The 19,934-nt window shown below is 52.2% G+C and carries 17 protein-coding genes; 7 read left to right on the forward strand and 10 right to left on the reverse strand.

Annotation, left to right across the window (positions count from 1 at the left end):
• Positions 1–189 precede the first annotated feature (189 nt).
• A complete protein-coding gene (locus CXIVA_RS03645; protein ID WP_013976673.1) occupies positions 190–2,463 on the reverse strand; it encodes a glycogen/starch/alpha-glucan phosphorylase in 2,274 nt (757 codons plus the stop codon).
• A 164-nt stretch (positions 2,464–2,627) separates the two neighbouring features.
• Between CXIVA_RS03645 and CXIVA_RS03650 the strand changes: the two genes are divergently transcribed.
• Positions 2,628–3,500, forward strand: a complete 873-nt coding sequence (locus CXIVA_RS03650) for an AraC family transcriptional regulator (RefSeq protein WP_013976674.1) — start codon at positions 2,628–2,630, stop codon at positions 3,498–3,500.
• A 5-nt stretch (positions 3,501–3,505) separates the two neighbouring features.
• Here the strand turns inward: CXIVA_RS03650 and CXIVA_RS03655 are convergent, their stop codons facing one another.
• On the reverse strand, positions 3,506–3,865 hold the full coding sequence (locus tag CXIVA_RS03655; RefSeq protein ID WP_013976675.1) for a VOC family protein: 360 nt from the start codon (positions 3,863–3,865) through the stop codon (positions 3,506–3,508).
• Positions 3,866–3,936: 71 nt separating this feature from the next.
• A complete protein-coding gene (locus tag CXIVA_RS03660; RefSeq protein WP_013976676.1) occupies positions 3,937–4,593 on the reverse strand; it encodes a Crp/Fnr family transcriptional regulator in 657 nt (218 codons plus the stop codon).
• 388 nt (positions 4,594–4,981) lie between these two features.
• On the opposite strand from CXIVA_RS03660, the gene CXIVA_RS13745 reads away from it, so the two are divergent.
• The 3 genes from CXIVA_RS13745 to CXIVA_RS03680 all read left to right on the forward strand — a co-directional run bounded on the left by CXIVA_RS13745 (position 4,982) and on the right by CXIVA_RS03680 (position 9,755).
• The gene (locus CXIVA_RS13745) at positions 4,982–6,910 is read left to right on the forward strand and encodes an acyl-CoA dehydrogenase family protein (RefSeq protein WP_013976677.1); all 1,929 of its coding nucleotides are present in this window, start codon (positions 4,982–4,984) and stop codon (positions 6,908–6,910) included.
• Between the two features lie 61 nt (positions 6,911–6,971).
• Positions 6,972–8,189, forward strand: a complete 1,218-nt coding sequence (locus CXIVA_RS03670) for an FprA family A-type flavoprotein (RefSeq protein WP_013976678.1) — start codon at positions 6,972–6,974, stop codon at positions 8,187–8,189.
• 504 nt (positions 8,190–8,693) lie between these two features.
• Positions 8,694–9,755: a J domain-containing protein gene (locus CXIVA_RS03680; protein ID WP_013976680.1), complete on the forward strand. Its 1,062-nt coding sequence runs from the start codon at positions 8,694–8,696 to the stop codon at positions 9,753–9,755.
• A gap of 162 nt (positions 9,756–9,917) precedes the next feature.
• Here CXIVA_RS03680 and CXIVA_RS03685 read toward each other — a convergent pair whose 3' ends face one another.
• The 3 genes from CXIVA_RS03685 to CXIVA_RS03695 form a co-directional block, all read right to left on the reverse strand.
• Entirely contained in the window at positions 9,918–10,844 is a 927-nt protein-coding gene (locus tag CXIVA_RS03685; RefSeq protein ID WP_013976681.1) for a DMT family transporter, read from the reverse strand.
• Between the two features lie 208 nt (positions 10,845–11,052).
• Positions 11,053–12,657: a phosphoenolpyruvate carboxykinase (ATP) gene (gene pckA, locus CXIVA_RS03690; protein WP_013976682.1), complete on the reverse strand. Its 1,605-nt coding sequence runs from the start codon at positions 12,655–12,657 to the stop codon at positions 11,053–11,055.
• 228 nt (positions 12,658–12,885) lie between these two features.
• Positions 12,886–13,869 carry an ADP-ribosylglycohydrolase family protein gene (locus CXIVA_RS03695; protein WP_013976683.1) on the reverse strand — a complete coding sequence of 328 codons (984 nt, stop codon included), beginning with the start codon at positions 13,867–13,869 and terminating at the stop codon, positions 12,886–12,888.
• 297 nt (positions 13,870–14,166) lie between these two features.
• On the opposite strand from CXIVA_RS03695, the gene glpK reads away from it, so the two are divergent.
• Positions 14,167–15,669 (forward strand): glycerol kinase GlpK, encoded by a 1,503-nt coding sequence (gene glpK / locus CXIVA_RS03705; RefSeq protein ID WP_013976684.1) that lies wholly within the window; start codon positions 14,167–14,169, stop codon positions 15,667–15,669.
• Between the two features lie 123 nt (positions 15,670–15,792).
• On the opposite strand, the gene CXIVA_RS03710 is transcribed toward glpK, so the two are convergent.
• From CXIVA_RS03710 to CXIVA_RS03720, 3 genes are all read right to left on the reverse strand, one after another.
• Positions 15,793–16,077, reverse strand: a complete 285-nt coding sequence (locus CXIVA_RS03710) for a hypothetical protein (RefSeq protein ID WP_013976685.1) — start codon at positions 16,075–16,077, stop codon at positions 15,793–15,795.
• 112 nt (positions 16,078–16,189) lie between these two features.
• Positions 16,190–16,762, reverse strand: coding sequence for a nitroreductase family protein (locus CXIVA_RS03715; RefSeq protein ID WP_013976686.1), 573 nt, complete (start codon positions 16,760–16,762; stop codon positions 16,190–16,192).
• 96 nt (positions 16,763–16,858) lie between these two features.
• A complete protein-coding gene (locus CXIVA_RS03720; protein ID WP_148267778.1) occupies positions 16,859–17,170 on the reverse strand; it encodes a hypothetical protein in 312 nt (103 codons plus the stop codon).
• Here CXIVA_RS03720 and CXIVA_RS03725 point away from each other — a divergent pair.
• Entirely contained in the window at positions 17,170–18,204 is a 1,035-nt protein-coding gene (locus CXIVA_RS03725) for a uroporphyrinogen decarboxylase family protein (RefSeq protein WP_242822907.1), read from the forward strand. The genes CXIVA_RS03720 and CXIVA_RS03725 overlap by 1 nt on opposite strands.
• 26 nt (positions 18,205–18,230) lie before the next feature.
• Here the strand turns inward: CXIVA_RS03725 and CXIVA_RS03730 are convergent, their stop codons facing one another.
• The gene (locus CXIVA_RS03730) at positions 18,231–18,677 is read right to left on the reverse strand and encodes a DMT family transporter (RefSeq protein ID WP_050979212.1); all 447 of its coding nucleotides are present in this window, start codon (positions 18,675–18,677) and stop codon (positions 18,231–18,233) included.
• Between the two features lie 277 nt (positions 18,678–18,954).
• On the opposite strand from CXIVA_RS03730, the gene CXIVA_RS03735 reads away from it, so the two are divergent.
• Positions 18,955–19,887, forward strand: coding sequence for a LysR family transcriptional regulator (locus CXIVA_RS03735; protein ID WP_013976690.1), 933 nt, complete (start codon positions 18,955–18,957; stop codon positions 19,885–19,887).
• Positions 19,888–19,934: the final 47 nt, after the last annotated feature.

A 19,934-nucleotide genomic window follows, 5' to 3' on the forward strand; every position in this document is an offset into this window, starting at 1 on the left:
TTTTGGAATCGGACTGAAGGATGTCATGGATGTCAGAATGATGGCACCGTATAATTTCCATGGTCATTATTTCAGAAGAAGAAGTCGCAAAAGTACAGGGATGGATCCGCGCCGTGGCGGATGCCATGCACCGGGACCCGCAGGAATAGGCGGTCCCGGCGCCGGATCTTTCCCTTTTTCTTTTCCGGATCAGTCCCGGTCGGAAGTCAGATGCCAGATATCTTCGTTGTACTGCGCAATGGTACGGTCGGAAGAAAAGAACCCTGCGTTGGCGATATTCACCAGTGTTCTCCGGGCCCATTCCCGCTTCTTTGCGTAATCACGGATGGCCTGTTCCTTCACCTTGCAGTATTCCGCGAAATCCGGGAAGGTCATGAACCAGTCTTTGCCCACCAGTTCATGGAACAGACGGTTCAGATTCTCCGCGTCCCCGGTTTCCAGCATTTCCGGACCGGTCAGAAAATCTACGGCTTCCTTCAGCCGTTCATCCGCCTGGTAATAGTCTCTGGCGCAGTAATCCCCCTTGGCATAGTGGGCAATTACTTCATCGGAACTTAAGCCGAAGGTATAGATATTCTCCGGTCCCACAAAGTCCGCGATCTCCACATTGGCTCCGTCCATGGTTCCGATGGTAAGGGCGCCGTTGATCATATATTTCATATTTCCGGTGCCGGACGCTTCCTTGGACGCCAGGGAAATCTGCTCAGACAGATCAGCTGCGGGAATCAGATTCTGGGCCGCCGTCACGTTATAATTTTCAATCATCACTACATTCAGGTACTTCCGCACTTCCGGATCCCGCGCAATGATATGGCTCATGCACAGAATCGCATGGATGATATCTTTAGCAATCGTGTAAGCCGGAGCCGCTTTGGCGCCGAAAATTACAGTCACCGGCTGTTCCGGTTTTTCTCCGGCCTTGATGTCCAGGTATCTGCGGATAATCCACAAAAGGTTTAACTGCTGCCGTTTGTACTCATGCAGACGCTTGGACTGCACGTCAAACAGCGTGTCCGGATTCACTTCCGCTCCCTGATGGTTTCGGATCCAGTCCGCGAACTGCTGCTTTTTCTGCTGTTTTACCTCGGTCAGCTGATCCAGGAACTCTGTATTATCCTGCAGATCCAGCAGTTTTTTCAGTTCGGAGGAATCATGCATCCAGCTGTGTCCGATGCGCTCCGTGATCCGCGCGCTCAGTTCCGGATTGCAGACGCGCACCCAACGGCGGAAAGTAATGCCGTTGGTCTTGTTATTGAATTTCTCCGGATAGATCCGGTAAAACGGCGCCAGCTCGCTTTCCTTCAGAATGTTGGTATGCAGTTCTGCCACACCGTTGACCGAATGGCTAAAATGAATGTCAATATTTGCCATATGTACATTCTGGTTTTCGTCAATGATCTGTACAAAAGAATCTTCGTATTTGCTCCGCACCCGCGCGTCCAGCGCTTCAATCACCGGGATCAGATGGGGTACCGCTTTCTCCAGATAATGCTTCGGCCAAGTCTCCAGCGCTTCGGCCAGAATCGTGTGGTTCGTATATCCGCAGACATCTGTCACGATCTGCACTGCCTCATCCATATCGATGCCCCGCTCTGTCAGCAGGCGGATCAGTTCCGGAATCACCATGGTCGGATGGGTATCGTTGATCTGTACTGCCGCGTAATCCGCCAGATCATGGAGGTTGCTTCCCCGCTCCTCACATTCTTCCAGCATCAGCTGTGCCGCGTTGCTGACCATGAAATACTCCTGGTATACCCGCAGCAGACGGCCCTGCTCATCACTGTCATCCGGATAAAGGAACAGCGTGATATTTTTGGCAATGGATTCCTTGTCGAAGGCAATGCCGTCCTTGATGCTGCGCTCATCTACGGAATCCACATCAAAGAGGCGCAGGCGGCCGCATTTGCCGTGATAACCGGTCACCGCGATCTCATACATGACGGATTCCAGTGAAAATCCGCCAAACGGCACCCGGTATTTCCGGTCGGTCCGGCGCATCCAGTTCTCTCTGCCCCATTTCAGCCAGTAATCCGGCGTCTCATACTGCTTGTGGTTCAGGAATGACTGGCGGAACAGTCCGCAGTGATATGCCAGGCCCACGCCGTCCGCCGGGAGCCCCAGAGTCGCCAGACTGTCCAGGAAGCAGGCAGCCAGACGGCCCAGTCCGCCGTTGCCCAGCGAGGGTTCGTATTCAAATTCTTCCAGTTCTTCCAGACTTCTCCCCGCTGCCTGCAGCTCGCTGCTGACCTGATCATACAGCTGCAGGTTGATCAGATTGTTGGACAGCAGTTTTCCGATCAGGAATTCCGCTGAAATATAGTACAGTTTCTTTTTTCCGGTATTGTATCCTCTGACTGTTGCCGCATCTACCGTCAGTTCCAGCAGCGCGTTAAACAGCTCCAGATCGGTACATTCCGCAATCGGTTTCTTCGTATAAAATTCAATTCTGTTTAATTCCGACATAGCAGTTCTCCTTTTTTACAGTTTGTCGGTTACACCTGTAGTATAATCGGAAGTATACCGCATTTTCTTGCAAAAAACGCCTGTAAAATAGTACAATACTATCATGACACAGGATCTGACCTGCATGCGGCAGCATCTGCAGGAGCCGGGAAAGGAAATCCGCCATGACCTTAGAAGAATTCAGCCAGTACCGGGAAACCCAGCTGCATGAGCAGCCCGGTTTTGCCTACAACACCTATCTGTGCACCATCCCCCTGGATTTTCCCCGGGTGCGTCTGCACTGGCACGAACAGACAGAACTGATTTACATAAAAAAAGGATCCGGCACCGTTTCCGTGAACCTGATCCCTTATCCCGTCAGCGCCGGCTGCATCGTCCCCGTGATGCCCGGGGAGCTGCATGCCATTGAAGGCAGCGCCGACGGTCCGATGGAATACGAAAATATCATCTTTTCCCTGTCCATTCTGGACAGTACCGCGGAAAATGACTGGTGCCGCCAGCATATCCTGGATCCGATCCGGCGGGCATCCCTGCAGATTCCGCGGCCGCTGCGCCCCGGAACTGATTTTCACACAGAGGTGGCCCGGGCGCTGGATACGGCAGACCTCGCCTGCGCCAGACGGGATCCGGGCTTTTCTCTGATTGTAAAAAGCCAGCTTTTTCTGATGCTGCACGCCTTTTACCAGTATCGCATTCCCGCTGCTGTGCCGGAGGCATCTTCCGCCCGCACCCGGGTGCTGAAGGATGTGCTGGAATGGATCCGCCTGCATTACAGCGAGCCGGTCACCGTGACCGACGCGGCGAAGGCCGCCGGATACAGTCCCTCCCACTTTATGCGGGTCTTTAAGGCAGAAACCGGTCAGACCTTTATCTCTTATCTGACCGATTACCGCCTGACTGCGGCTTCCTACTATCTGACGGAAACCAGGGATCCCATCGGCGCCATTGCCAGCCGCTGCGGGTTTGACAATTTCTCCTATTTCATCCGCCTCTTCCGGAAACGCTATGGCGTCTCTCCCAGGGATTACCGGAAATAGTCCGTTTATTCCGGAACGATTTCGATCCAGTAGCCGTCCGGATCCTTGATGAAATAGATTCCCATCTCCGGATTTTCAAAGCAGATGCACCCCATCGCTTCGTGATGTCTGTGGGACGCCTCCATATCTTCACTGGTAAGCGCCAGGTGGAAGCACTCCTCCCCCAGGTCATAGGGTTCTGTGCGGCCCTTGTTCCAGGTGATTTCCAGCCGGAATCCGGTCTTTCCGTCGCCCAGGTACAGATTCGTAAAGGATCCGTCCGGCGCGTCAAAACGTTCCACCGGTTTCAGTCCCAGCGCCTCCTGATAAAAGGCCACTGTTTTGTCCAGGTCTCTTACGGTAAATTTCACATGGTTAAAATACATTTGTGTACTCCTTTCTGGTTTCCTCTTTTTCTTCTAAATCTTTTGCTTTTTCGAACCTTTCCCATCGTTCGTTATGCCAGCAGCCGAAACCAGCGGTTTTTGCTTTCCAGCATTCCTTCATCCTTCATGCCCCGGATCTCACGGGTCATGGCAGCCCGGTCCACCCGCAGATATTCCGCCAGCTTGCTTAAAGTCATGGGAATCCGGAATTCCTCATCGCCTGCGATATCTTCCATCATACGCACATACTTCAGATAACACAATATTTTCTCCCTTGTATTGCGCTGATTCAGCACAGACAGGTGAAACGACATTTCCTGGGTCTTCTGTGCGGTCATGATAAACAGATTGCTGATCATCTGTGTGTGATGGCTGCAGACATGTTCGCAGGGGGTAATCACATGCTCATAATCCAGAAAAATCACCCTGCAGTCTTCCTCCGCGGTTACGATATACTCATAGTTTGTCAGCGGCAGCGTAAACATCTCCCCGAATACATCTCCCTGCTGAAACCCTTCCAGCTGAAACATCTCACCGTCTGCGCCCAAAACTTCCAGCCGCGCGGCGCCCGTTTCCAGAATGCCGATGTGCATCGGCTGATTTGACGCGTCCGGATAGCTCAGGATCACCGAGCCCCGCTGATACTGCTTTTTCTTCGGGAGAAAGCAGGGAATGATCTGCTCTAAAGATTCTTTGCTGATGTCGTCCAGAAATTCCCGTCGCTTCATACCGTTCCTCCTTCGCTGCTCCGTGCTCCGCACTCCCTCCCCCGCTCCATCCTCTGGCTGGGGCTTTTTCTCTAAATTAATTACACGGGATGCTCCGTGCTCCGCACTCCCGCATCCCTCCCACCATTCGGATTCCGCGGGGCCCCTTCCCCGCTTCTTCCTCATGGTGGGGCGCACCTTGTATACTTTGTCCAGCTTCATGCAAGCATGAGCTGGACAAAGTATACAGGTGCTGTAATTAATTTATATCATATTGATGCAAATATCACAACTTCTGTTTTTCTGACAACTTATAATCCTGTCATAGCATTTACAAATGATATTTATTATTGCCCGGCAATTAAGCACTTTATCTTTATTATTTTTTATTATTAAGGAGGTAATTGTTATGCTGTTTCAGACTTCCAAAGAACACGAAGCTCTCCGCGCAGAAATACGCGCTTTCGCGGAAAAGGAAATCGCCCCCATCGCGTTCCGCCTGGACAAGGAAAATGAATTTCCCACAGAACAGGTGAAACAGATGGCCGAACACGGCTGGATGGGTCTTCCTTATCCGAAGGAATACGGCGGCGCCGGCGCCGATGTCATCAGCTATGCCATCGCAGTGGAAGAACTGGCCCGCGTAGACGGCGGCACCGGTGTCATCCTCTCCGCCCACACGTCTCTCGGCACCTATCCAATTGCCGCATACGGCACAGAAGAACAGAAGAAAAAGTATCTGGTTCCCCTTGCCAGCGGACAGAAACTGGGCGCCTTCGGCCTGACCGAGGAAAATGCCGGTTCTGACGCCGGCGGCACGGAAACCACTGCCATCGACAAGGGAGACCATTACCTCTTAAACGGAGGAAAAATCTTTATCACCAATGCGCCGAAAGCAGATATCTATGTGGTATTTGCCGTTACCACACCGGATATCGGCACCCGCGGCATCTCTGCCTTCATCGTAGAAAAAGGATGGAAGGGATTTGAATTCGGCGATCACTATGACAAGCTTGGTATCCGCTCTTCCTCTACCGCGGAGCTGATCTTTAATAATGTAAAAGTTCCGAAGGAAAACCTTCTGGGCAAAGAAGGCCAGGGATTCAAGATCGCCATGTCCACCCTGGACGGCGGACGCATCGGCATTGCCGCACAGGCACTTGGTATTGCCCAGGGCGCATATGACAAGGCGCTGGAATATGCCAAAGAGCGTGTGCAGTTCGGCGAACCCATCGGCGTGCACCAGGGCATTTCCTTCAAACTGGCGGATATGGCAACCAAGCTTCAGGCGGCGCGTTTCCTGATCTATTCCGCTGCGGAACTGAAAGAAAATCATGAACGTTACGGCATGGAAGCCGCTATGGCCAAAATGTATGCCTCCGACGCTGCTGTGGAAATCACAAACGACGCCCTGCAGATCTTCGGCGGCTCCGGCTACCTGAAAGGCATGGAAGTGGAACGCGCGTTCCGGGATGCCAAAATCACCACCATCTATGAAGGGACCAACGAAATTCAGCGCGTGGTCATTGCCGCGAACCTGCTGGGAAAAATCAGCAAAAACACCGGCGGCGGCTCCCGCAGCGTAATGAAAAAACCGGCGCCTGTTACCGGCATCCGCAAAAACAGGATCTTTACCGAAGGCGAAGCCGCGGATAAGGTCAATGATCTGGTGGCGGCCCTCAAAAGTGATGGCTACGATTTTTCCGTCGGTATTCCGGCAGATACGCCAATCCCGCAGGCAGAACGGGTGGTCTCCGCAGGAAAGGGAATCGGAGACAAAGCCAATATGAAACTCATCGAAGATCTGGCCCATGCGGCAGGCGCTGCCATCGGTTCTTCCCGGCCGGTTGCCGAGACACTGCAGTATGTTCCGTTAAACCGCTATGTTGGTATGTCCGGCCAGAAATTCACCGGAAATCTGTATATCGCCTGCGGAATTTCCGGCGCGAAACAGCACTTAAAGGGCATCAAAGACGCCTCCACCATTGTGGCCATCAATAAAAACGGCAACGCGCCGATTTTCAAGAACTGTGACTACGGCATTGTCGGAGATGTAAACGAAATCCTTCCGCTGCTGACCAAAGCCCTGGGCACCGGCAAGAAAGCCCCGGCAGGCAAGATGATCAAGATGAAACGTCCGCTGCCGCCGAAACCGGAACCCATCGGCCCGCGCTACATCTGCTCCGGATGCGCATACGAGTACATTCCGGAACTGGGCGACGAAGAAGCCGACATCGCTCCCGGCACCCTCTTTAAAGATCTTCCGGCTGACTGGGTATGCCCGGAATGCGCAGAAGACAAAGACCACTTTATCGAAGCCGGCATCCGCGGCCTGTAAGCAGCGCCCGGTATACACCATTTGACTGTCCCGGCTCACGGGATACAGAAAGGAGTCATCTATGTACAACGTACGAAAAATCACTGATGATATCTACTGGTGCGGCGCCAACGATCACCGCCTGCACTTATTTGAAAATATTCACCCGATTCCCCAGGGCGTATCCTATAACTGTTACCTGCTACTGGATGAGCATCCGACCTTATTCGACACCGTCGACTGGTCTGCCTGCCGGCAGATGATCGAAAACCTCCAGTATCTGCTGGGCGACCGGCCGCTGGAATATCTGGTCATCAACCACCTGGAGCCGGATCATGCGGCATGTATCGAGGAAATTCTCCTGATCTGGCCGGATGTCCAGCTGATCTCTACAGAAAAAGGATTCATGCTGGCCCGTCAGTTCGGTTTCTCCGTAGACCGGCAGACCTGCCATACGGTCAAAGAAGGTGACACCTTCAGCTTCGGCAAACACACCGTTACCTTCGTGGAGGCACCTATGGTACACTGGCCGGAACCCATGGTTACCCTGGATCTGACCGACGGGGTGCTCTTCTCGGCAGACGCGTTCGGTTCCTTCATCGCCAACGACGGCAAAATGTTCGCGGACGAAGTGAACTATGACCGGGATTACATCGACGAAGCCCGCCGTTATCTGGTCAATATTGTAGGAAAATACGGTCCCCATGTGCAGCTGCTGCTGGGCAAAGCAGCCTCTGTACTGGATAAAATCAAGATCATCGCTCCGCTGCACGGCCTCTGCTGGCGCAAAGATCTGATGTACTTTATCAATAAATACGACCTCTGGTCACGCTACGAACCGGAAGAAAAAGGTGTTCTTATTGTATATGCCTCCATGTACGGCAACACGGAATCCGCTGCGCAGGCTCTGGCTTCCCGCCTCTGTGAAAAAGGCGTCACCAACGTAAAAGTATGCGATGTATCCAACACCCATGTCTCCTACCTGATTTCCGATGCATTCAAATACTCCCATCTGGTTCTGGCATCCGTCACCTATAATCTGAACATCTATCCGGTTATGTTCGATTTCCTTGACGAAATGCGCATGCTGAACCTGCAGAACCGCACGGTAGCCATTGTGGAAAACGGCTCCTGGGCCTGCAAATCCGGTGATTTGATGCAGAAATATATCGATGAAAATATGAAAAATATGACAATTCTAAATGAGCGTCTTTCCCTGGCTTCCACCCTGTCTGCGGACAAATCCACGGAACTGGAACAGCTGGCAGATGCCATCGTGGAATCTGTTCAGGCAGAATAACATCTGTCTTCTCTGTTTCGGCCGGCCTCGTTCTTACAGACGGGACCGGCCGGAATTTTTTGCATGACAGGCCTTCCGGTTCCCATGCTTTCAGCATAAGATTCTGCCGTTTACGCCGTAATTTTCCCCTTTTTCACTTTTTGTTCTACTTTTTATAGAATAATTAGCACATTTATATTGACTGACTGGAAAAAATGCGCTAGTATAAAATCAAACAAAAAATCCTATTGATTTTTTGCAATTCCCGGCTGATGAGTTCTGTACATGAGTCACGATTGCAGAAAGAGAGCAGACTGCCGCTTTACTGATCATCAGAGGGTTGGCAGTTTTTCTGTTCTCCGATCTACAGATTTCCGCCGGTACGCGTTTTTCTGTATCTGCATCCGCCGGCAGTTTTCTGCCCGTACCAAAGGTGCTCATCCCGGACAGCTTCCGGAAGACAGATGCCCTGCGGACAGCAGTTCTGCCACAGACTCCCTGCAGATGAAAGGACGGTGAATACCTATGACACGCAATCTGTACGATGTACTGGGCATTTCCAAAAATGCTTCAGACAATGATATAAAAAAAGCTTACCGCAAACTGGCCCGCAAATACCATCCGGATGCAAACCCCGGAGACAGGCAGGCCGAGGCCCGTTTCAAGGAGATCGGCGAGGCCTATTCCATTCTTTCCGATCCGGAAAAGAAGAAACTCTACGACCGGTTCGGTTCCGCACCCTTTGAATATGGAGGCGATCCGAAGGACTATGAGAAAACCCATTCCGGCTTCTTCCACGGCGGAGCCGACGGCACCTATGGCAGCAGCGGATTCGGCAATGGCGGCACACGGTTCTATTCCTCCGGCCCTGACGGAAACGGCGGCTACCGCACCTTCCACTTTGAAGGCGGTGATGCCGAGGACATCTTCGGAGATCTCTTCGGCAATATGTTCCATGGGAATAACGGGCGCCACGACCGCAGCTGGTCTTACCGCGCCAGCAGCCAGGGACCGGACTTTGACCAGTTCCGCTCCGGCTTCCGGAACGCAGGTCAACCGCAGTCCTATGATCTTCATTCGGATCTTACGGTTTCCTTCGATGAATCTGTCTTCGGCTGCAGCAAAAAGCTGCGCTTCCAGACGGAACAGGGGCCGCAGATCCTGGAAGTCACGGTTCCGGCAGGAATCCAGGACGGCAAGTCCATCCGCCTGCGGGGCAAAGGCCGCCGCAGGAGCAACGGCAGCTACGGAGACCTGCTGCTGAAAGTCCACGTAGAGGAAAAGGCCGGCTACACCCGGAAGGGCAGCGACATTTACACCTCTGCCCGGATTCCATTTACCACAGCTGTTTTCGGCGGGGAGGCTTCCCTTCCTACCGTATACGGACCGGTCAAATGCAAGATTCCGGCAGGGATTCAGTCCGGCAATAAAATCCGCCTGAAAAACAAAGGCACACCGGTACCGGGCAAACCGCTGGAACACGGCGATGAATATGTCACCATTGAGATCGATGTACCGAAGAACCTGACCCCTGAACAGAGGCGCATTCTCCGTGAATTCCAGAATGCCAGTGTTCCGACTGCTTAAGCGCTGACGCGCAGGAAGCAGCTGCGCGTTTTATAAAAGAAGCGTATCCCGCACTCCCTTTTCTGCCGAGGCAGAAAGGGCTGCGGGATACGCTTCTTTTTGTGACAAAGTATCAGGCTGTATCGCAATCAGAGAAACTTCCAGATACGGCCCTTCGGTCGCTTATTGTGATTCCGGCGTGTCCCCGGATTTTTCCTTCAGGCGCAGACCCTGCGACAGAAACAGTCCGGAAATCGTCAGGACAATTCCCACACCCGACCAGAACGTAATCCGCTCATGCAGCACAATCACTGCCGCCAGCACCGTCACAACAGGAATCAGATAAATATAGACGCTGGTTTTTACCGCTCCCAGCCGGATTACCGCGTAATTCCAGGAAACAAAGCAGAGGGCAGACGCGCCTACCCCCAGGAAGATCAGATTTCCCAGAACCACCGGCTCAGACAGGGCCGAAAGATTGGGATGAAAGCCGAAGATCTTCAAAAAAGGCAGCATAAACAGGATTCCGTAAAGAAACATCCTGCGGGTCGCCTGGACGGTGGGATATCCGAAATCCCCAATGATCCGGCTGACCACAGAGTAACAGGCCCACACCATCGTGGAAAGGATCACAAGCAGATCCCCGGCCAGATGGAAGCCCATTGCCGCCCCCTGAAAGGTAATCAGTCCGATCCCGAAAATGGCCACCGCAAAACCAATAAAAAATCCCGGCCGTCTGGCAGTAGGATCCTTTAAGATAAACAGAGCAAAGATTGCGGTAAAAAACGGAGATACCGCACCGATCACGCCCACATTGGAAGCAGAAGTCATGGTCAACGCGATATTTTCCAGCAGGTAATACATGCAGACGCCGGTCAGGCCCGCCAGCGCAAAATACAGTTCATGTTTCCTGCACTGCAGTTTCAGCCGTTTCGGGCGAAGCAGAAACAGAACGCCCAGCGCTATGACATAACGCAGCAGCAGAATCTCCACCGGCTGAAATTCCTTCAGCAGGATTTTCGTCGAAATATAAGTCGTACCCCACAGCAGAATCGTGACCAGCGCAGCGAGATGGCCTTTCCGCAGATCTCTGTTTGTTTGCAGTTGCATATCTGTTCCCTTTCTGTATTCCATCAAAAAACGGCAGCCAGAATAGCCTGACTGCCGGTAGGTGCTCACCCTTATGCGGGATTATATCATGTTTTTCTTTGTCAGACAACCGGAAAGTGGCCGCCCCGACGTCTGCCTGCGCATACTGCGGACTGTAATATGCCGCACAGGCTGCTTTCCTGTAAAAATCTGCGCATTCCTGTAATACTTACAGCTGCGGGCCGGCGGAAATCAATGCCTTGCCTGCTTCGTTGCCCTCGTATTTGTGGAAATTCCGGATAAATCTGCCTGCCAGATCTTTTGCCTTGGCATTCCACTCGTCCGGGCCGGCGTAAGTGTCTCTCGGATCCAGGATTCTGCTGTCTACTCCCGGCAGCTCCGTCGGTACTTCAAAGTTAAAGTACGGGATCTGCTTGGTCGGCGCCTTCAGCACATCCCCATTTAAAATCGCGTCAATGATTCCGCGGGTGTCCTTGATGGAAATCCGCTTTCCGGTTCCGTTCCATCCTGTATTTACCAAGTATGCGCGGGCACCGCTGACTTTCATCTTTTTCACCAGCTCCTGCGCGTACTTTGTCGGATGCAGCTCCAGGAATGCCTGTCCGAAGCATGCGGAAAAGGTAGGCGTCGGCTCGGTAATGCCCCGTTCCGTACCTGCCAGCTTTGCGGTAAATCCGGACAGGAAATAGTACTGGGTCTGCTCCGGTGTCAGAATGGAAATCGGAGGCAGCACGCCAAAGGCGTCCGCAGACAGGAAAATGACATTTTCTGCCGCAGGGCCGTGGGAGATGGGTTTTACGATTTTTTCGATATGGTCAATCGGATAGGATACACGGGTATTCTCTGTCACGGACTTGTCCGCGAAATCGATTTTCCCGTCAGCGTCCAGTGTGACATTCTCCAGCAGCGCATTCCGCCGGATGGCGCCATAGATATCCGGTTCCGCGTCTTTGTCCAGATTGATGACCTTGGCGTAGCATCCGCCCTCAAAGTTGAAGACTCCGCTGTCATCCCAGCCATGCTCATCATCCCCGATCAGCAGACGCTTGGGATCTGTGGAAAGGGTGGTTTTGCCTGTACCGGACAGACCGAAGAAAATAGCCGTATTTTCGCCATTCAGGTCTGTGTTGGCGGAGCAGTGCATGGATGCCACGCCCTTCAGCGGCAGGTAATAATTCATCATGGAGAACATACCCTTCTTCATTTCTCCGCCGTACCAGGTATTGATGATGACCTGCTCATGGCTGGAAATATTAAATACCACTGCCGTTTCGGAATTCAGTCCCAGTTCCTTATAATTCTCCACCTTTGCCTTGGACGCGTTATATACCACAAAATCCGGTGTAAATGACGCTTCCTCCTCCGGTGTGGGCTGAATAAACATATTTTTTACGAAATGGGCCTGCCATGCCACTTCCATAATAAACCGGATCCCCATGCGGGTATCTTTGTTGGCTCCGCAGAATCCGTCCACTACATACAGCTTCTTATTGGAAAGTTCTTCTCTGGCAATCTCTTTGACCGCCGCCCAGGTCTCTTCCGATGCGGGATGATTGTCATTCGGATATTCCTCGGAAGTCCACCATACGGTGTCCTTGGAATTTTCATCCATAACAATAAATTTATCCTTTGGCGAACGGCCGGTATAAATACCTGTCATGACATTGACTGCTCCCAGCTCACTGACCTGTCCTTTGTCATATCCGGTCAGCTCCGGCCTGGTCTCCTCTTCAAACAACTGCTCGTAAGACGGATTATATACAATCTCTGTTGTCCCGGTAATTCCATACTGGCTCAAATCGATGTTGCCCATTTCCTTAAAAACCTCCTGGCTGTTCATTATTTTGTATTAATACCCTATAGTTTACCTTAATTTTGTGCAATTGTCATTAAATCATTTTAAAATCCGATGTATTTTTCATCATTATGTCATTTTTTTAACAGACTTTTTCGGAATTTCTTTTCTTCCCCGCACATCTTCATCAAAAAATGCTGTTTTTGTATTTTTATACAACGAATGCCGCTGTACAAACACCAATGATCAGCATTCTGCGTCCCGCGCATCCATCGCGCCGATCAGCCCTTCGATCCATTCCCTTCTCTGCAGCGCATTCCGCCATTCAGCCGGGATATTTTCCCCGCCGTAATAAAGCCCCGCCGGACCTCCGGCCACCGCGGCTGTCGTATCCGTGTCATCGCCCAGATTCACGGCCTTCAGCAGACAGGAGCGGAAGGAATCTGTCGTAAGCAGACACCACACTGCCGCCTCTATGGTATCAATCACATAGCCGCTGCTTAAAATCTTCTCTTCCGGGATCTTTTCCGCTGCATCCAGGCTGCGAATCCGCGCAAAGTGTTTCAGTTCCTCCTGGTTCTCCGGATTTTTGTCATAATACCGGAAACCGGCATCCAGTCCCGCCTGCAGAAGTTCTTTCAGGCTGCCCTTTTCCCGGTTTTGCACAATGCTTCGTACCATAAAATAATAGAGTCCGCTCGCAATCCCCGCCCTGCGGTGTCCATGGGTCAGTGCCGTCACCTGCTGCACCGTTTGCAGTGCCTGCTCCTCATCCAGTTCCTTCTTCTGCTCCTGCCGGATCAGAAACAGACATACCGGAAGGATCCGCATCAGCGCCCCGTTGCCGTTTGCATGCTCATCGGTCCTGCCGCAGGTATGCCAGTCCCCGCTTTTCTGATATGCCTCGATCGCCTCACTGCAGGTGCGGCCGATATCAAAGGCCCTGCCGAAGGGTGTATAGCTTCCCTGCGCTTTCCAGGCCGCAAAACAATCCATGATATCCTTCGGGACTGCTGCCTGCCTGTTCCGCAGACTGTCCAGCGTGGCCAGCGCCATACTGCTGTCATCCGTCCACGTGCCCGGAGGCATCTGGTAGGTGCCGTATCCTTCCATGGCAGTTACGCCGCCTCTTTCCCGCAATTCCTCCCGGGTGCAGAATTCTGCCGGACAGCCCAGCGCGTCTCCCGTCACCAGTCCCATCATTCCATCGTACCAAATGCTTCTCATCATCCCTGTCACCTCACATATAGCTGCTCGTTTTTCCGAAACAGTTCTCCTTTCCTCCGGAAGAGGTGCTCTTTTCCTTCCGGAACAGGTGCCTTTCTTTCGGAACAAATGCCTTTCCTTCCCGGGAATCAGACGGCTGCTTCCCGGATGCTCCGGTTCCAGTATAGCACATCTTAAGAAAATCCTGTCTTCCCGGTCTTTCCGCCGGCGCATTCTGAATCACCTGTACAGGGTTTCTTGTTCTTTCCTGCTGCACATGGTACAATTTTTGAACAGTATTTCAGGAGGTTTTTCATCATTATGGCAGACTATATTATGGCGCTTGATGCCGGCACTACCAGCAGCCGCTGTATTCTCTTCGACCGCTCCGGCCGGGAGTGCGGTATGGCACAGCAGGAATTCAACCAGATTTTTCCCCAGCCCGGCTGGGTCGAGCACGACCCGAATGAAATCTGGCAGACCCAGCTGTCGGTTGCCCGGAAAGCCATGAATCAAATGCACATCACATTCCGGGATATTGCCGCCATCGGCATTGCCAACCAGCGGGAAACGGTCATCCTGTGGGATCGGCGCACCGGCCAGCCTGTCTGCAACGCAATCGTCTGGCAGTGCCGCCGCACGGCTGATGATGTGGAACGAATCAAAACAGAACATCCGGAATACCCGCAGATCTTCCGGGATAAAACCGGACTGATTCTGGATCCTTATTTTTCCGGCACCAAAATCCGCTGGATCCTGGATCATGTCGACGGAGCCCTGGAAAAAGCGCAGCGCGGAGACCTCTGTTTCGGCACCGTAGACAGCTGGCTGATCTACAAGCTCACCAAAGGCCGGGTGCATGTGACTGATTATTCCAATGCTTCCCGCACACTTCTTTTTAATATTCACACCCTGTCCTGGGATGAAGAACTCTGTAATATTCTGGAAATCCCCGCTTCGATCCTGCCGGAGGTCAAACCCTCCAGCTGTATATACGGAGAAACGGACCCGGAATTCTTCGGCGGACCGATCCCCATTGCCGGCGCTGCCGGTGACCAGCAGGCCGCCCTGTTCGGCCAGAACTGCCTGCGCCCCGGAGAGGCAAAAAACACCTACGGCACCGGATGCTTTACTCTGATGAACATTGGAAACATTCCGCTGCTCTCCGCCAGCGGTCTGCTGACTACCATTGCCTGGGGACTGAACAATGAAATCACCTACGCCCTGGAAGGCTCGGTCTATGTGGCCGGAGCCGCCATCCAGTGGCTGCGGGACGAAATGGATCTCATCGATTCCTCTTCCGACTCCGAATACTTTGCCACCCGTGTTCCGGACACCAACGGCTGTTATGTGGTCCCCGCATTTACCGGCCTGGGCGCGCCTTACTGGGATCCTTACGCCCGCGGCGTCATCACCGGGCTCACCCGCGGCGTCAGCAAATGCCATCTGATCCGCGCCACCCTGGAATCCATTGCGTTTCAAAGCTATGACGTGCTCCATACCATGGAGGCTGACGCCGGCATTCGGCTCCGCACCCTGAAAGTGGACGGCGGCGCTTCCAGGAACAACTTCCTGATGCAGTTTCAGGCAGACATCGCGAATACCGAAATCCAGCGCCCCAGATGTGTGGAAACTACCGCGCTGGGAGCTGCCTGTCTGGCCGGTCTTGCTGTTTCACACTGGTCCTGTACGGAAGAAATCACCGACAACTGGACCCTGGACCGGGCTTTCCTGCCGCAGATGTCTTCCGACCGGCGCCGCCGGGAGCTGGCAGGCTGGAAAAAAGCTGTATCCGCCTCCCGGGGGTGGGCAAGGGAATACTGATTTTACGGGAACTGCGTCTCCGAACATCCAAATAAACCGCCGGATCTGAATATCCAGCAGAAGCACTGGAACTTCAGGCACCGGCGGTATCTCTGATTGGATCGGATATATTTTAGGTCATGATCAAATATAACGAATTGGTAAGGCAAGCAGGTTTTCTCGTAAATAGGTCTTTTTCGCAATTAAGCAGAGTATTATGCCCATTCCTCTTTTTTTATCCGGTATCTTATCAAGCACTTGATTTGTTGCCCCCATGCTTGCCTTTGGATTTCCAGACATTTTTATTTCAACAGGATACAGCACTCCATTTTCTTCAATAATCAAATCGATTTCATTTTCTCCGGATGCCCGTCTGTCTTTACCTCTATAGATAGAAAATATAAAACCGATAATATATGTCGTACACATACCTCCGGCTAATCCCCAGCCTGATTGTGTTTTAGTCGAGCTGCCGCAGCATAGCAAGCGACTGTTGCATATTGACACTTTCGATTAGTCGCTGCATGTCTAATCGACATCTCTATCCAAAAAACCTCACACGTTCCCCTATCTCTTCCTTTGCTTTCGGATCCGGCTCCGCCGCAATCCCGCCAAACGGCATCTGCGCAATCAGTTTCCAGCTGTCCGGCACGTCAAACATCTCCTTAACCACCGCGTCAATGACCGGATTGTAATGCTGCAGATTCGCGCCGATCCCATTCTCCCGCAGCGCAGTCCAGATGCTGAACTGAAGCATGCCGTTTGCCTGGTTTGCCCAGACCGGGAAATTGTCCGCATAGGCCGGCACCTGCTCCTGCATTGCTTTTACCACATCCTCATCGCAGAAATAGAGAATGGTTCCGGCTGCTGCCTTAAACCCGTCAATCTTTTCTCTTGCAACCTTTCCGCCGAACACATCATAGATCCGGTCCCACAGCTCATCCTGTCTGCTTCCCAGTGCAGTGACGATCCGGGCGCTCTTCATGTTAAAAGAGTCCGGCACCAGTTCCGTCACACGCTCCAGCAGCTGTTTTACCTCATCTGCTGATACCGGGAGTTCCTTATTCAGCTGATAATAACTTCTTCTTTTTTCTAATCCATCGGATAAATGCATCGTTGGTCTCCTTTCCATTGCGGATTGTCATTGCTATTCGTTTCCTTTCATTATACAGGAAAATTTTTTCCGGTGTCTGCGGTTTTTCCGGCAGTTTCATCCGTTTTTTGCAATTCTGTTGTTATTTTTGTACTTATTTTCTTTTGCTGTTTTTCCAGCTCCGGCAATTTTTTTCTGTTTTTTTGTAAATATCTGCGCCGCTTCTGTCTGCCTGCTGCTCCCTTTGGATTTTTTCAGCCGAACCGCCCGTGATTTTTCCTTCTCCTGCGCCTGCGTGCCCGGAAATTTCTGCCAATCCGCATAAATATTCTTCCAATGCGGCACAGCTCCTTTTTCTATAATTGAAAGAAATAAGGGTTCTGAAAGAAATGATAAAAGCGGAATTGGAGGTAAGAGAAATGAACTCAATGGAACGTGTATTGAAAGCACTGAATCACGAAGAAGCGGACCGTGTGCCGGTATACCCCCTGCTGGCCGGTGTATCCCGCCACCTGATCGGCGTAAACTGCAAGGAATGGTCCACGGACGCAGAGCTCTGCGTAAAAGGACTTTTAAAAGCAAAGGAAGATTTTGATCTGGACTGTATCGTTACCCTGATCGACCTTTCCCTGGAATGCGATGCCTGGGGACAGGAACTGGTGTATCCGGACAATGAGCCGGCGCACCCGAATTACAAAAATCAGGTCATTGCCACAGAAGACGACTATGACAAAATTCAGTATGTGGACTATCGGAATTCCGAGCGTATGATGATGCATATCGAAGTCTGCCGCCGGCTGGTGGAAGAAGCGAAAGGCGAGTATCCGGTCATCGCCTTTGTTTTCGGCCCGCTGGGCATCCTGTCCATGCTGCGCAATCAGGAAGAGATGTATGTGGACTGCATCGAACAGCCGGAAACGGTATACGCAGCCACCGGGCGGATTTCCCAGACCCTGAAAGACTACTGCCATGCCATCATGGAAACCGGTGTCCAGGGCATCATGTTTGACACGCTGTTTGCATCCGGTTCCATCATGAGCAAAGAAATGTGGGACGAGCTGGAAGGCGACTGGATTGAAGAGCTTTCCAACCAGGTGCGGGAAGACGGCGGTCTGGTCATGATCCACAACTGCGGCGGAAATATCTATTTTGACGCCCAGATCAAACGGATGCAGCCAGCGGCCATCTCGTTCCTCTATCCGCCGGATGACTGCGCGGACCTGGCAGAAACAAAAGAAAAATACGGCGATGTCACCACGCTGATCGGTGCCGTGGCTCCTACCACAGTCACTGTGGGCAGTCCGGAATCCATCGATGCGGAATGCCGCGGGAATATCGACGCCATGGCAAAAGGCGGCGGCTTCATGCTTGCCACCGGCTGTGAACTGATCTCTCCGGATGCTTTTGCAGGCGCCCGGCAGATGGTGGAAATCGCAAAAACCTACGGTGTGTATCAGCACTGACCCCTGTGAAACGGGCCGCTCCTTTATCAGCGGCCCGTTTTGCCGCATCTGGGCAGATGCGGTCCGTCATGCTTTTTTCTCCTGCCCGTCGGCCGAAGATTCAAAATCACCACTGAAGAGAGAATGAGAACCATTCCGATAAATCTTCCTGCTCCGGCCGGTTCATGATAGGCCAGAATTCCCAGGCAGGTGGCAACGACCGGCTCGATGGCTGCGATCACGGATGCCTGGCCTGCGTCAATCCGCTTCAGACCAGACGTATAGGAAAGAAACGGCAGAACGGTGCACAACACACCGATTCCCAGGGACTGAAGCAGAAGATCCGGCTGCAGAAATATCCCTTCCCGTTTTTTCACAGGAAGAAACGGCAGAGATCCGGCTGCAGCAAAAATGAACGTATAGACTGTGATTGTCAGCGAATGATACTGCCGCATCATCAGATGCTGGCAATTCCGGTTCCGAGAAAAAGCCATAGATCCTTCCGATGAATCTTCAGCATGGATTTATCACGGATCAGGACCAGTATGAGAAATACAGCCGCCGCGAAAGCGGCCTTTTAATTGTCAATACTTTTATTATATTAAATTTCAATTTGTCTTTCGCTGTGCTACAAAGGGATCTGTCTGCCGTCTGCAGGGGAGGAATCTTCAACTGCTCATCTCCTCCTTGAGCCTTTCCTCTGCCTTTGCTACAATGCAGTTAACCGCACAGTTTTCCCAACACAGGAAATACGGTTTACCGGAGGTTCCCATGACACTGACTCAGTTAAAATATATCGTAACCATCGCCGGCGCAGGCACCATCAGCGAAGCCGCCAAACAGCTTTTCATTGCCCAGCCCAGCCTGACCGCTGCCGTAAAAGATCTGGAAAAAGAACTGGGCATCACCATTTTTCACCGAACCAATAAGGGTGTTCTTCTTACCGCAGAAGGAGAAGAATTCCTCGGCTACGCCCGTCAGGTCATAGAACAGACCAGCCTGCTGGAAGAGCGATACTTCGGCACCGGGCCGGTCCGCCGGCAGTTCTGCGTATCCACACAGCACTATTCTTTTGCTGTGGAAGCCTTTGTGGATCTGCTGAAGCAATACGGCAGTGACGAATATGAATTTCACATCCGGGAAACCCAGACCTACGAACTGATCGAAGATGTGGCAAAATTCCGCAGCGAAATCGGCGTCCTGTACCTGAACCGCTTTAATGAGACCATCCTGCGCAAAACCCTGCGGGAAAATGGTCTGAGCTTCCACCGGCTTTTCGTGGCAAAACCCCATGTCTTTGTGGGATCCGCCAGTCCCCTGGCGCAAAAAGCCCTTGTTACCCTTGAAGATCTCTCCCCCTACCCCAGACTCTCCTATGAGCAAGGGGAGCACAATTCCTTTTACTTTTCTGAAGAGATTCTCAGTACACTGGAAAGCAGGCAGGACATCATGGTTTCCGACCGCGCCACACTGTTCAATCTTCTGATCGGCCTGAACGGCTACACCATCTGCAGCGGTGTCATCAATGAAGAACTGAACGGAAAAAATATCACCGCCATCCCTCTTGCGGTGGATGACTACATGGAAATCGGCTATCTCACCCACCGAAAAGCCGGTGTCGGAAGCATTGGAAAAAAATATATCGAAGCGCTGAAACGGTATGCACCGCAGGATCTTTCCGGCGTGTCCTCTGACCGCAGATAAAACTGTCTGTTTTTGTTTTTGCCATAGTCTTATCCTATATCAAACCA

This window comes from Clostridium sp. SY8519, from assembly GCF_000270305.1.
In the GTDB taxonomy this organism is placed as follows: domain Bacteria; phylum Bacillota; class Clostridia; order Lachnospirales; family Lachnospiraceae; genus SY8519.

What these genes read in the sequence shown, in the direction of transcription:
- CXIVA_RS03670 (WP_013976678.1), top strand. Translation starts at nt 6,972, where the DNA reads ATGTACAACGTACGAAAAATCACTGATGATATCTACTGGTGCGGCGCC.
- CXIVA_RS03725 (WP_242822907.1), top strand. Translation starts at nt 17,170, where the DNA reads ATGGAACGTGTATTGAAAGCACTGAATCACGAAGAAGCGGACCGTGTG.
- CXIVA_RS13745 (WP_013976677.1), top strand. Translation starts at nt 4,982, where the DNA reads ATGCTGTTTCAGACTTCCAAAGAACACGAAGCTCTCCGCGCAGAAATA.
- CXIVA_RS03650 (WP_013976674.1), top strand. Translation starts at nt 2,628, where the DNA reads ATGACCTTAGAAGAATTCAGCCAGTACCGGGAAACCCAGCTGCATGAG.
- CXIVA_RS03710 (WP_013976685.1), bottom strand. Translation starts at nt 16,077, where the DNA reads ATGTGTACGACATATATTATCGGTTTTATATTTTCTATCTATAGAGGT.
- CXIVA_RS03715 (WP_013976686.1), bottom strand. Translation starts at nt 16,762, where the DNA reads ATGCATTTATCCGATGGATTAGAAAAAAGAAGAAGTTATTATCAGCTG.
- CXIVA_RS03685 (WP_013976681.1), bottom strand. Translation starts at nt 10,844, where the DNA reads ATGCAACTGCAAACAAACAGAGATCTGCGGAAAGGCCATCTCGCTGCG.
- pckA (WP_013976682.1), bottom strand. Translation starts at nt 12,657, where the DNA reads ATGGGCAACATCGATTTGAGCCAGTATGGAATTACCGGGACAACAGAG.
- CXIVA_RS03660 (WP_013976676.1), bottom strand. Translation starts at nt 4,593, where the DNA reads ATGAAGCGACGGGAATTTCTGGACGACATCAGCAAAGAATCTTTAGAG.
- CXIVA_RS03645 (WP_013976673.1), bottom strand. Translation starts at nt 2,463, where the DNA reads ATGTCGGAATTAAACAGAATTGAATTTTATACGAAGAAACCGATTGCG.
- CXIVA_RS03695 (WP_013976683.1), bottom strand. Translation starts at nt 13,869, where the DNA reads ATGATGAGAAGCATTTGGTACGATGGAATGATGGGACTGGTGACGGGA.
- glpK (WP_013976684.1), top strand. Translation starts at nt 14,167, where the DNA reads ATGGCAGACTATATTATGGCGCTTGATGCCGGCACTACCAGCAGCCGC.
- CXIVA_RS03730 (WP_050979212.1), bottom strand. Translation starts at nt 18,677, where the DNA reads ATGGCTTTTTCTCGGAACCGGAATTGCCAGCATCTGATGATGCGGCAG.
- CXIVA_RS03735 (WP_013976690.1), top strand. Translation starts at nt 18,955, where the DNA reads ATGACACTGACTCAGTTAAAATATATCGTAACCATCGCCGGCGCAGGC.
- CXIVA_RS03680 (WP_013976680.1), top strand. Translation starts at nt 8,694, where the DNA reads ATGACACGCAATCTGTACGATGTACTGGGCATTTCCAAAAATGCTTCA.
- CXIVA_RS03655 (WP_013976675.1), bottom strand. Translation starts at nt 3,865, where the DNA reads ATGTATTTTAACCATGTGAAATTTACCGTAAGAGACCTGGACAAAACA.